This window comes from Mycobacterium sp. E3298, from assembly GCF_001666895.1.
In the GTDB taxonomy this organism is placed as follows: domain Bacteria; phylum Actinomycetota; class Actinomycetes; order Mycobacteriales; family Mycobacteriaceae; genus Mycobacterium.
In genome coordinates, this window is sequence record NZ_LZJB01000393.1 from 1 (window position 1) to 11,654 (window position 11,654).

The 11,654-nt window shown below is 69.2% G+C and carries 13 protein-coding genes and 2 pseudogenes; 6 read left to right on the forward strand and 9 right to left on the reverse strand.

What is annotated here, in order from left to right; translation table 11 throughout:
* A pseudogene (locus tag A9X05_RS29925) lies at positions 1-265 on the forward strand (helicase-related protein); the annotation flags it as partial.
* Here the strand turns inward: A9X05_RS29925 and A9X05_RS18410 are convergent.
* A pseudogene (locus A9X05_RS18410) lies at positions 251-1,279 on the reverse strand (DEAD/DEAH box helicase); the annotation flags it as partial. The pseudogenes A9X05_RS29925 and A9X05_RS18410 overlap by 15 nt on opposite strands.
* 38 nt (positions 1,280-1,317) lie before the next feature.
* The gene (locus A9X05_RS18415; protein WP_067749339.1) at positions 1,318-1,989 is read right to left on the reverse strand and encodes a TetR/AcrR family transcriptional regulator; all 672 of its coding nucleotides are present in this window, start codon (positions 1,987-1,989) and stop codon (positions 1,318-1,320) included.
* A gap of 299 nt (positions 1,990-2,288) precedes the next feature.
* Between A9X05_RS18415 and A9X05_RS18420 the strand changes: the two genes are divergently transcribed.
* The 4 genes from A9X05_RS18420 to A9X05_RS18435 all read left to right on the forward strand — a co-directional run bounded on the left by A9X05_RS18420 (position 2,289) and on the right by A9X05_RS18435 (position 4,662).
* Complete coding sequence (locus tag A9X05_RS18420; protein WP_067749344.1) at positions 2,289-2,672, forward strand: hypothetical protein; 384 nt, start codon at positions 2,289-2,291, stop codon at positions 2,670-2,672.
* Between the two features lie 96 nt (positions 2,673-2,768).
* Complete coding sequence (gene usfY, locus A9X05_RS18425; protein WP_067749347.1) at positions 2,769-3,080, forward strand: protein UsfY; 312 nt, start codon at positions 2,769-2,771, stop codon at positions 3,078-3,080.
* 359 nt (positions 3,081-3,439) lie between these two features.
* Entirely contained in the window at positions 3,440-3,877 is a 438-nt protein-coding gene (locus A9X05_RS18430; RefSeq protein ID WP_067749350.1) for an ATP-binding protein, read from the forward strand.
* Positions 3,874-4,662, forward strand: a complete 789-nt coding sequence (locus A9X05_RS18435; RefSeq protein ID WP_067749352.1) for an RNA polymerase sigma factor SigF — start codon at positions 3,874-3,876, stop codon at positions 4,660-4,662. Before A9X05_RS18430 ends, A9X05_RS18435 begins: the two co-directional genes overlap by 4 nt.
* Here the strand turns inward: A9X05_RS18435 and A9X05_RS18440 are convergent.
* The 7 genes from A9X05_RS18440 to A9X05_RS18470 form a co-directional block, all read right to left on the reverse strand.
* Complete coding sequence (locus A9X05_RS18440) at positions 4,633-5,058, reverse strand: STAS domain-containing protein (RefSeq protein ID WP_067749355.1); 426 nt, start codon at positions 5,056-5,058, stop codon at positions 4,633-4,635. The two genes, A9X05_RS18435 and A9X05_RS18440, sit on opposite strands and share 30 nt — an antisense overlap.
* 175 nt (positions 5,059-5,233) lie before the next feature.
* Positions 5,234-7,027 carry an acetyl/propionyl/methylcrotonyl-CoA carboxylase subunit alpha gene (locus A9X05_RS18445; RefSeq protein WP_067783225.1) on the reverse strand — a complete coding sequence of 598 codons (1,794 nt, stop codon included), beginning with the start codon at positions 7,025-7,027 and terminating at the stop codon, positions 5,234-5,236.
* Positions 7,028-7,135: 108 nt separating this feature from the next.
* Complete coding sequence (locus tag A9X05_RS18450; RefSeq protein ID WP_067783228.1) at positions 7,136-7,573, reverse strand: SufE family protein; 438 nt, start codon at positions 7,571-7,573, stop codon at positions 7,136-7,138.
* Entirely contained in the window at positions 7,570-8,463 is an 894-nt protein-coding gene (locus A9X05_RS18455) for a sulfurtransferase (RefSeq protein ID WP_067749364.1), read from the reverse strand. Before A9X05_RS18455 ends, A9X05_RS18450 begins: the two co-directional genes overlap by 4 nt.
* Positions 8,464-8,562: 99 nt before the next feature.
* Positions 8,563-9,213 (reverse strand): nucleoside triphosphate pyrophosphatase, encoded by a 651-nt coding sequence (locus A9X05_RS18460; protein ID WP_067783233.1) that lies wholly within the window; start codon positions 9,211-9,213, stop codon positions 8,563-8,565.
* The gene (locus tag A9X05_RS18465) at positions 9,210-9,479 is read right to left on the reverse strand and encodes an acyl-CoA carboxylase subunit epsilon (RefSeq protein WP_197499119.1); all 270 of its coding nucleotides are present in this window, start codon (positions 9,477-9,479) and stop codon (positions 9,210-9,212) included. The genes A9X05_RS18460 and A9X05_RS18465 overlap by 4 nt, the downstream gene beginning before the upstream one ends.
* Complete coding sequence (locus A9X05_RS18470; RefSeq protein WP_067749378.1) at positions 9,476-11,116, reverse strand: acyl-CoA carboxylase subunit beta; 1,641 nt, start codon at positions 11,114-11,116, stop codon at positions 9,476-9,478. Before A9X05_RS18470 ends, A9X05_RS18465 begins: the two co-directional genes overlap by 4 nt.
* 35 nt (positions 11,117-11,151) lie before the next feature.
* Between A9X05_RS18470 and A9X05_RS18475 the strand changes: the two genes are divergently transcribed.
* Positions 11,152-11,654: FAD-binding protein (locus A9X05_RS18475; protein WP_156736821.1), on the forward strand; the 503-nt coding region annotated here is incomplete at its 3' end.

Genomic DNA, 11,654 nt, shown 5'->3' on the forward strand with positions numbered 1-11,654 from the left:
CGGCCAGACCTACGGCGCCGAGCCGCTGTTGGCGCGCGCCCACCACGGCTCGGTCAGCAAGGAACAGCGCGCCCTGGTCGAAGAGGACCTCAAGCGCGGCCTGCTCAAGGCCGTGGTCGCGACGTCGAGCCTGGAGCTCGGCATCGACATGGGCGCGGTCGACCTGGTGATCCAGGTCGAGGCGCCGCCGTCGGTGGCCAGCGGCCTGCAACGCATCGGGCGGGCCGGCCACCAGGTCGGCGAGGTGTCCCAGGGCGCGCTGTTCCTTGCTGACCGAGCCGTGGTGGGCGCGCGCCAACAGCGGCTCGGCGCCGTAGGTCTGGCCGCTGCCCATGATGTGGGCGGGCGCCCCGCCCGCCACCTTGGTGTTGGTCTCGCCGGACAGGCCCAGACCGCAGCGTTCGGCGTGAATCTCGTTCAGCCGCGCGGTGAGCCGCTCGGCCAGTCGCCGCGAGTTGGCGAACACGATCGTCGAGTTGTGCGCCTCGATCAGGTCGACCAGCCGCGCCTCGACGTCGGGCCAGATGCTGTTGTTGGCCAGGTTGGCCATGTCGGGCACCGGCACCTGCACCGTCAACTCGACGGTCTTGGCCGCGCGGGGGGCCACGATGGTGGTCGGCTGCTGCCCGGAAAGGAACCGGGCGAGCTCCTCGGGCGGGCGCACCGTCGCCGACAGCCCGATGCGCTGCGCTGGCGGCCCCTCCCGCAGTTCGTCGAGCCGCTCCAGCGACAGCGCCAGGTGCGCGCCCCGCTTGCCCGCGGCGATGGCGTGGATCTCGTCGACGATCACCGTCTGCACGCCGGCCAGGGTCTCGCGGGCGGCCGAGGTGAGCATCAGGAACAGCGACTCGGGCGTGGTGATCAGCACGTCGGGTGGCCGCGCGATGAGCTGACGGCGTTCGGCGGGCGGGGTGTCGCCGGACCGGACGCCGACGCTGATGGCCGGTGGCGGCAGGCCGTGCCGCTCGGCGATGCGGGTGAGCCCCGCGAGCGGAGTGCGCAGGTTGCGTTCGACGTCGACCGCCAGCGCCTTGAGCGGAGACACGTACAGCACGCGGGTACCGGCCGGGCGCTCGGCCGCGCCGGCGAGCGAATCCAGGGCCCACAGGAATGCCGCGAGCGTCTTGCCGGATCCGGTCGGCGCGATCACCAGCGTGTTGTCGCCGTCGGCGATGGCATCCCAGGCCTCGGCCTGCGCGGCGGTGGGGCCGGCGAACGTGCTGGTGAACCATTCGCGCGTGGTCGCGCTGAACCGGCCTAACGGATCACGGGTGGTCACCTAACCATGGTGCCAAGGCGCACCGACAAGTACGCGGGCTAGCGCGGCTGGATCCGTGCCGTCGCCATCGCGTGGGACAGCTCCTCGGGGATCTCCGGCACCCGGGCGATGGCGTCGAACAGCGAGTGCGCACACGCGTCGGCGAGGCGTTCGGCGTTGATCGTCGGGTCGATGATGCGCTGGCGGCACAGCTCGAAGGTGAACGCCAGCCAGCCGTGGCAGATCACCCGGAGGTCCCGCTCGACGTCGGCTTCCAGCTTCGCCCCGGAGATGTTGGCCACCAGGTCGTGGATGCGGCTCATGATGTGTTCGAGCTGGCGGTTCTTGGCCTCGTCGTCGACGCCCAGCAGAACCGGGTCCGACCGGCCCAGCCCGACGTAGGCCGCCCACGCGGCCTCCGGGTTCTGCTCGTGGTAGGCCATGTAGGCCATGACGCCGACGCGCACCTCTTCGTACATCGTGAGGCCGGTGGCGTCGTCCATGTTGGTGGTCTCGTACAGCCGGTCGGCCTCGTCCTTGACCACCGCGGCGAAGAAGGCCCGCTTGTCGGGGAAGTAGTGATACATCAGCGCACGCGACACCCCGGCGCGCTCGGCGATCTCGTCGATGCGCACCTCGTCGTAGGGTCGCTTTCCGAAGACTTCTGCCCCCAAAGCGAGCAGCTCAGCGCGTCGATCCTCGGGGGATAAGCGCCTTCGGGCTGTCGGCATGTGAGAGATAGTACTCATCGGTTCTGAGACACCAACCATATTGTGACCATCGGGGCTCCGCGCCCTTGGCCAGCGGTATTGCCGGAAAAATTGACGGTATCGTCGACGCTGCCCGCCGCTTGAGCCCGCGCCGGTTTCACCGGGTTTGCCGCGGGGTATCTGTTCCCATGCGCTATCCGCAAAGTGCCAGCGCGATTGCAGCGCCCCGTCGTCGGACATTTGTCATTGCGGAGTAACTATTGCGACGCAGCAAACGATGAATAAGGCGTTGGCCACACAGGGGGATATGAGGGATACGGATGCACAAAGCCGATGAGCGATCGGGTGGCGATCGCTTGGGACAGGAAGACGGCGAAGTGCGCGCCGCCATCCGGTTCGCGGTGCTCGCCGCGATCGCGGCGGTCGGCTTCCTGGTGCTGGCCGCGCTGTGGGTGAGCACCTGCCCGGGCACCGGTGTCGACACGGCGGCCTGCGGTGCCCCGCAGCGGACGTTGCTGGCGCTGGGCGGACCGGCCATCTTGCTGGCGGCCGGGCTGTGGGCCTTCCTGCGCACCTACCGCGTATGGAAGGCGGAGGGCACCTGGTGGGGATGGCACGGCGCCGGGTGGTTTCTCTTCACGCTGATGGTGCTGATGGTGGCCATGGGCGTCGCGCCGATCGCGGGCCCCGCGCTGCCGCTCTGATCGGGTCTCGCCAAAAGCCTTCCCGGGGATCTACCGTTGAGGGTGCAACCCTAATTGAGCTGCGCATGAGTCATAAGTTCTCCACTAGGAGCAGCCATGGGAGACACCTTTCATGACCCCGTCGACCATCTGAGGACCACGCGGCCGCTCGCCGGCGAGTCGTTGATCGACGTGTTGCACTGGCCCGGTTATCTGCTGGTGGTGGCCGGCGTGATCGGGGCGTGCGGAAGCCTGGCGGCCTTCGGCACCGGACACCACCACGAGGGGATGACCGCGGGCGTGCTTGCGATCATCGCCGCGGTCCTGGGGCTGGTGTGGGTGGCCGTCGAGCACCGCCGGATCCGCCGGATCGCGGACCGCTGGTATGCCGAGCACCCCGAGGCATACCGGCAGCGGCCCGCAAGCTGACGGTCTGCCCGCCGGCCGTTCTGGGCAACGCGCCTTTTTGCCAGGAGGCAAATTGCGGGGTTACCGGCCTCGTCGAGTGGGTATCAGGTCTGCACCATGATGAGTGCCGGAACGGTTGCGTTAGCGTGGTCACCCAATCATGGGGACCAGGATCACGGACACGCCGACATAGATGCTTACAGCCAGAAGAACCAATACAGCCAGCGCGATTCCGGCGAGCGCCGCCGCGCGCTCGAACCGCCGTGCCCGATCGGTTCCGGCGGTCTCCGGCGGCGGCCATGACTGATCGGCTCGAGCGTACGGTCCACGGCGGACTAAGGGGTGGTAGTAGTGGTAGTCAACCGTTGCCGGGAGACCAGATGAACGATGCGGGAGTGCGCGCTCACAAGCGCCAGCGCGGTAACCGTGCCGTCGAATTGCACGTTGCGGCGCGCCTGGAGAACCTGGCGATGCTGCGGACGCTGGTCGGTGCGATCGGCACCTTCGAGGACCTGGACTTCGACGCGGTCGCAGACCTGCGGCTCGCGGTCGACGAGGTGTGCACCCGGTTGATCCGCTGCGCCACCCCCGACGCGACCCTGGTCGTGGTGGTCGACCCGCAGGACGAGCAGTTGGTCGTCGAGGCGTCCGCGGCGTGCGACACGCACGACGTGGTGGCGCCCGGCAGCTTCAGCTGGCACGTGCTGACGTCCCTGGCCGACGACGTCCAGACTTTCCACGATGGTCGCGAACCCAACCAAACCGGCAGCGTGTTCGGTATCACGCTGACGGCGCGACGGGCGGCCTCCAGCAGGTGACCCCACCAGCTGCCGGGGGTTCCGTCTCTCGACCGAACGAATACGCCGATGTCCCGGCGATGTTCCGCGAGCTGGCCGATGTCGACCCGGGCTCGATGGAATTTCAGCGCCAACGGGACAAGATCGTCGAGCGCTGCCTGCCTCTGGCCGATCACATCGCCCGCCGGTTCGAGGGCCGCGGCGAACCGCGCGACGACCTCGTGCAGGTGGCGCGGGTCGGGTTGGTGAACGCGGTGGTCCGGTTCGACGTGGAGGCCGGGTCCGACTTCGTGTCGTTCGCGGTGCCCACGATCATGGGCGAGGTCCGCCGACACTTCCGCGACAACAGCTGGTCGGTGAAGGTGCCCCGGCGCCTGAAGGAACTGCACCTGCGCCTCGGCACCGCCACCGCCGAGCTGTCGCAGCGGCTGGGCCGGGCGCCCACCGCCACGGAGCTCGCCGCCGAACTCGGCATGGACCGCGAGGAGGTCGTCGAGGGCCTGGTGGCGGGCAGCTCGTACAACACCCTGTCCATCGACAGCGGTGGGGGCAGCGAGGAGGACGAGGCCCGCGCGATCGCCGACACCCTGGGCGACGTCGACACCGGTCTGGACCGGATCGAGGATCAGGAGTCGTTGCGGCCCCTGCTCGAGGCGCTGCCGGAGCGGGAGCGAACGGTGTTGGTGCTCAGGTTCTTCGAGTCGATGACGCAGACCCAGATCGCCGAACGGGTGGGCATCTCGCAGATGCACGTGTCCCGGCTGCTGGCCAAGTCGCTAACGCGGCTGCGCGACCAGTTGCAGTAGGGACTCCGGCTCCCCGTCGTCCGCGGATCCCAGCAACGGCTCGGCCGCGGGCGTCGTCACCGGGAGGGTGCCGTCGGGGTCGCAGATGCGCAGCAACCGCGCCACCGCCGCGCTCGGCGCCATCGCCCAATCGGCTTGGGCGCCCGAGCACACGACGTTGATCCGGTGCAGTGCCGAAAAGCCGGCCGTGCCAATGAATTTCAGGCCACGCAGGTCCAGTATCACGCGCTGGGAACTGGCGATGGCGTTTCGCACGTACGCCGCGAGCTGATCCGCGTTGGCGGCGTCGAGCTCGCCGTCCACCGTGATCAGTGTCCCCGACGGGTACCAGCGCGCGGTGAATTGCGCCGCGCGGCTGTGTTGCCAAGATTGGGCCACAGACATTACTGACTCCATCCGTAGAGCAGGATGTGTGCTGCGGAAGACGTCAGGCGTCGATCGAGGCTGAGAACAAGTGAGTTCACCTTCCCGCGCCCTTACGTGATCCGGACGGCTGTGAACTCAACCTGCCCCGAACGGTACCCGCGCCGGACCGGGCCGACAACTGTTTCCCAGGATTATTGTCCGATCGCTATTTGATCTCGGCGAGCACCGTGCCCTGGGTGATGGCGGCGCCCGCCTCGACCGCGAGTCCGGTGATGACGCCGTCCTTGTGCGCGGTGACCGGGTTCTCCATCTTCATCGCCTCGAGGACGACGACCAGGTCGCCGGCGGCGACCTCCTGCCCCTCCTCGACCGCGACCTTGACCACGGTGCCCTGCATCGGCGCGGTCACCGCGTCGCCGGAGGCGGCGGCACCCGAGTGCGCCCCGCGCTTGCGCGGCTTGGGCTTCTTGCGGATGACCCCGGCCGGGTCGGCGGAACCGTTGGACAGCGCCAGGTCGCCGGGCAGCGATACCTCGAGCCGGCGACCGCCCACCTCGACGACCACCGTCTGGCGGGGCCGGGCGTCCTCCTCGTCCAGGGGCTCGCCGCCGGTGAACGGCTCGATGGTGTTGTTCCATTCGGTCTCGATCCAGCGCGTGTGCACCGAGAAGCCGTCGCCGTCGCCGATGAACGCCGGGTCGGACACCACCGCGCGGTGGAACGGGATCACGGTGGCCAGCCCCTCGACGTGGAATTCGTCGAGGGCCCGCCGCGAGCGGGCCAGGGCTTCTTCGCGGGTGGCGCCGTACACGATCAGCTTGGCCAGCATCGAGTCGAACTGGCCGCCGATCACCGATCCGGCTTCGACACCGGAATCCAGCCGGACCCCCGGCCCACTGGGCGTGTCGTACCGGGTGACCGGGCCGGGCGCCGGCAGGAAGCCGCGGCCGGCGTCCTCGCCGTTGATCCGGAACTCGATGGCGTGGCCGCGCGGCGTGGGATCCTCGGTGAGGTCCAGCTTTTCGCCGTTGGCGATCTTGAACTGCTGCAACACCAGGTCGATGCCGGAGGTCTCCTCGGTGACCGGGTGCTCGACCTGCAGGCGGGTGTTGACCTCCAGGAACGAGATCAGGCCGTCCTGGCCGACCAGGTACTCGACCGTGCCGGCGCCGTAGTAGTGCGCCTCCTTGCAGATGCGCTTGGCCGACTCGTGGATCTCCTTGCGCTGCGCGTCGGTGAGGAACGGCGCGGGCGCCTCCTCGACCAGCTTTTGGAAGCGGCGCTGCAGGGAGCAGTCTCGGGTGCCGGCCACGATGACGTTGCCGTGCTGGTCGGCGATCACCTGCGCCTCGACGTGGCGGGGCTTGTCCAGGTAGCGCTCGACGAAGCACTCGCCGCGACCGAAGGCGGCGACGGCCTCGCGCACCGCCGACTCGTACAGGTGCGGGATCTCCTCGATGGTGCGCGCCACCTTCATGCCGCGGCCGCCGCCACCGAAGGCCGCCTTGATGGCGATCGGCACGCCGTACTCCTCGGCGAAGGCCACCACCTCGTCGGCGTCCTTGACCGGGTCCGGGGTGCCCGGCACCAGCGGGGCCTGGGCGCGGGCGGCGATGTGGCGGGCGGTGACCTTGTCACCGAGGTCGCGGATCGACTGGGGGCTCGGGCCGATCCAGATCAGGCCGGCGTCGATGACCGCCTGGGCGAAATCGGCGTTCTCCGAGAGGAACCCGTAGCCGGGGTGGATGGCGTTGGCGCCCGACTTGGCCGCCGCGTCGAGGAGCTTGCCGATGTCCAGGTAGGACTCGGCGGAGGTCTGGCCGCCCAGGGCGAACGCCTCGTCGGCGAGCCGCACGTGCGGCGCGTCGGCATCGGGCTCGGCGTACACCGCCACGCTGGCCAGGCCCGCATCGCGGGCCGCGCGGATCACCCGGACAGCGATCTCGCCGCGGTTGGCGACAAGCACTTTGGAGATCCTCGAGCTGGCGTGACTAGCCACTGCGCCTCCTGTTTGGCAGATCTGAAGCGGACGTGTTTCCGCCTTGGGCTTCTTTAAGAGAGTTTCTTACAACTCCAGGGAAGTCTAAGCGCCGCGCCGTCAGGCCGATCAGGCGGTGCCGGAATTCTGGCCTGACTCGCGCAGCCGCCGCTTGATGCGGGCGAGCATCGCCGACATGCCCCGCAACCGCAGCGGGCTGATCAGCGCGGCCAGGCCCAGGTCGGTGTAGAAATCCTCGGGCACCGCCAGGATGTCGGCGGCGGGTTGCTCGTCGAGTCCGGCCGCGAGGATCGACGCGAACCCGCGCGTGGTGGGCGCCTCGGCGGGGGCGCTGAAGTGCAACCGCACCCGGTCCCGGTCGCTCGCATCGACGTGCAGGAACAGCGGGGTCTGACACTCGGGGACGGGCTCCATGGCCCGCTCCTCGAGTTCGGGCGGCAGGGGTGGCAGGTCGTTGGCGAATTCGAGCAGCAGCGCCAGCTTGTCCTGGCCCTCGACTTCTGCGAAGTCGGACACCACCTCGGCCAGGGGCGCGGGCAGGCTCATCGGACCGGAACGGCCCCCGGCTCTTCGCCGGCGACGATCGGCGTGCGCACGGTGTTGCCCCACTCCGTCCACGATCCGTCGTAGTTGCGCACGCCGGGCTTGCCCAGCAGGTACGTGAGCACGAACCAGGTGTGGCTGGACCGCTCGCCGATGCGGCAGTAGACGACCGTCTTGTCGTCGGGCTCGATGAAGCCGTAGATCTCCTCGAGCTCCTCGCGGCTGCGGAATCGGCCGCTCTCATCGACGGCCTTAGCCCAGGGGATGGACCGGGCGGTGGGGATGTGGCCGCCGCGCAGCACGCCCTCCTCGGGGTATTCGGGCATGTGGGTGCGCTTGCCGGTGTACTCGTCCGGCGAGCGCACGTCGATCAGGGGCTGGCCGCCCAGAATGGCCAGCACGTCGTCCTTGTACGCCCGGATGGGCGCGTCGTTGCGCGTGACGACGGGATAGCCGGAGGAGGTCTTGGTCGGCACGTCCAGGGTGGTCTCCCGGCGCTCGGCCAGCCACAGGTCGCGCCCGCCGTTGAGCAGGCGCACGTCGGAATGGCCGAACAGCGTGAAGACCCACAGCGCGTACGCGGCCCACCAGTTGCTCTTGTCGCCGTAGATCACCACGGTGTCGTCGCGCGAGATCCCTTTGCGGTCCATCAATTCGGCGAACTGCTCGCCGTTGATGTAGTCGCGGACGGTCGGGTCGTTGAGGTCGGTGTGCCAGTCGATCTTGACCGCGCCGGGGATATGGCCGACGTCGTAGAGCAAGACGTCCTCGTCGGATTCGACGATCACCAGGCCGGGGGTGCCCATGTTGGCCGACAGCCAGTCGGCGGTGACCAGCCGTTCGGGGTGGGCGTAGTCCGTCAGGGTCGGGCTTGGATCCGGGGGTAATGCCACAACCCGAGCCTACCGTCAGCGCCGCAAGGGCCCCGAGCGCCATTGGCTGTCGCGACACATAGACGTCTGCGACGACACGCCGGCGAAGGCCGCCGTGGTTTATGTCTCGCGGTTTCCGTTGCTCACCGTCCACAGCTGCGCCACCGAGAGCCCGACGCGGGCCAGCAACGACCGCAGCAGCGGCAGGCTCACGCCGATCACGTTCGAAGGGTCGCCCTCGATGCCGTCGACGAACCAGCCGCCCAGCCCGTCGAGGGTGAACCCGCCGGCCACCTGCAGGGGCTCGCCTGCGGCGACGTAGGCCCGCAGGTCCGCATCCGTGGGGGCGGCGAAATACACTGTGGTGCAAGCGGATTCCACTTCACGATGGGTGATCGCGCCGCCGCTCAGGCGCAGCAGGCAGTGCCCGGTATGCAGCAGGCCGGAGCGGCCGGCCATGCGGCGCCACTGGGCCGTCGCGGCGTCGGCCGAGCCGGGCTTGCCGCACAGCTCTCCGTCGAGGTCCAGCATCGAATCACAGCCGAGGACAACGCAATCGGCGGCGACGTCGCCGTCCAGCGCGCCCGCCACCTGTTCGGCCTTGGCCGCCGCCAGCGCGCACACCACCTCGGCCGGGCCGGCGTCGGGTCCCAGGGCGGCGAGGAGGGCGTCCTCGTCCACCCCGGAGACCGCGACCAGCGGATCGATGCCGGCCTGGCGCAGCACCTTGCGGCGGCCCGACGAGGCCGAACCGAGGACCAGGCGGGTCAATGCTTCATGTGTGTCATCTGCTGGAAGGTGAGCCGCTGGTAGTTGGACATCGCGAACCGCAGCCGGTCCACCGGCAGGCCCCAGCGCGTGCGCTCGGGCTCGCCGGGCTCGGGGGCGGGGCCGCCCACGACGCCGAGCGCGGTGACCAGCGCGGCCAGCTCCGCGTCGGTCGGTTGACCCTTGAGGACCTGGATGTGCGGCTCGTGCGGCCCGTGCGTGGTTTCGGTTGTCTCGGAACCGTTTTCGTCGCTCATCTCGTCGCTCACAGCGGGATGTTCCCGTGCTTCTTGGGCGGCAGGTGCGCGATCTTGCGTTCCAGCAGCCGCAGCGCGGTGCCGATGTAGCCGCGCGTGTGCGACGGCGGGATGACCGCGTCGACGTATCCCCGCTCGGCGGCGACGTACGGATTGACCAGGGTGTCCTCGTACTCCTGCTGCAGCTCCAGCCGCAGGGCGTCGACGTCTTTGCCCTCCTTGGCCGCCTCGGCCAGCTGCTTGCGGTAGACGAAGCCGACGGCCCCGGAGGCGCCCATCACCGCGATCTGCGCGGTCGGCCAGGCGATGTTGACGTCGCAGCCCATGTCCTTGGAGCCCATGACGCAGTACGCGCCGCCGTAGGCCTTGCGGGTGATGACGGTTATCTTCGGAACGGTGGCCTCGCCGTAGGCGAACAGCAGCTTGGCGCCGCGCCGGATGATGCCGTTGTATTCCTGGCCGGTTCCCGGCAGGAAACCCGGGACGTCCACCAGCATGATGATCGGGATGTTGAAGCAGTCGCAGGTGCGCACGAACCGCGCCGCCTTCTCCGAGGCGTTGATGTCCAGGCAGCCGGCGAACTGGGTGGGCTGGTTGGCCACGATGCCGACCGGCCGGCCCTCGATGCGGCCGAACCCGACGACGATGTTGGTGGCGTAGCCGTTCTGGATCTCCAGGAACTCGTCGTCGTCGAGGATGCGGGTGATCACCTCGTGCATGTCGTAGGGCTGGTTGGCCGAGTCCGGGATCAGCGTGTCCAGCTCGAGGTCCTCCTCGGTGAGGTTGTCCTCGATCGCGCCCTCCGGGATGGGCTCGGCGTAGCGCGGTGCGTCGGTGGCGTTGTTCGGCGGCAGGTAGCTCAGCAGGTCCCGCACCCAGTCGAAGGCGTCCTGCTCGCCGGAGGCGACGTAGTGCAGGGTGCCCGACTTGGCCATGTGGGTATGCGCCCCGCCGAGTTCCTCCATCGTGACGTCCTCGCCGGTGACGGTCTTGATGACGTCCGGCCCGGTGATGAACATCTGGCTGGTCTGGTCGACCATCACCACGAAGTCGGTCAGGGCGGGGGAGTAGACGTGCCCGCCGGCGGCCGCGCCCATGATCAGCGAGATCTGCGGGATCACGCCGGAGGCCAGGATGTTGTTCCGGAAGATCTTGCTGTACAGGCCGAGCGAGACGACGCCCTCCTGGATGCGGGCGCCGGCCCCGTCGTTGATGCCGATCAGCGGGCGGCCGGTCTTGATCGCCAGCTCCTGCACCTTGACGATCTTCTCGCCGTACACCTCGCCCAGGCTGCCGCCGAACACCGTGGCGTCCTGGCTGAAGATGCACACGTCGCGGCCGTCGATGGTGCCGTAACCGGTGATCACCCCGTCGCCGAGGGGGCGGTTGTTCTCCAGGCCGAAGTTCTTGCTGCGGTGCCGGGCCAGCGCGTCGAGCTCGACGAACGAGTCCTCGTCGAGCAGGGCGAGGATGCGCTCGCGGGCGGTCAGCTTGCCCTTGGCGTGCACCTTCTCGACGGCCTCTTCGCCCACCGGGTGCAGCGATTCCTCGCGGCGCTTGTGGAGTTCGGCCAGCTTGCCTGCGGTGGTGTGGATGTCGATCGTGTGCTCAGCGGCCGGCTCTGCGGTGTGGTCGGTAACGCTTGTCATGGGATCCGAGCTTAGCGGCGCGCTAGTCTCCGCTGATGGACTGGGCGACCGAATGCGACGTGCTGGTCGCCGGGTCGGGCGGCGGAGGCGTCACCGGCGCCTACACCGCGGCACGCGAGGGCCTGGACGTGCTGCTGGTGGAGGCGACGTCGAAATTCGGCGGTACCACCGCCTACTCCGGTGGCGGCGGCGTCTGGTTCCCGTGCAATCCGGTGCTGCTGCGGGCCGGCGTCGACGACACCATCGAGGACGCGCTCACCTACTACCGGGCCGTGGTCGGTGACCGCACCCCGCGCGAGCTGCAGGAGGCGTATGTCCGCGGCGGGGCCCCGCTGATCGAATACCTGGAGGCCGACCCCCACCTGAAGTTCGTGCCCCTGCCCTGGCCCGACTACTACGGCAAGGCGCCGAAGGCGCGGCTGGACGGTCAGCGCCACATCGCCGCGAAGCCCTGGAAGGTGGCCGCCGCCCCCGAACTGCGGGAGGTGATCCGCGGGCCGTTGGACACCGACCGGCTCGGGGCCGAACCACCCTCGGA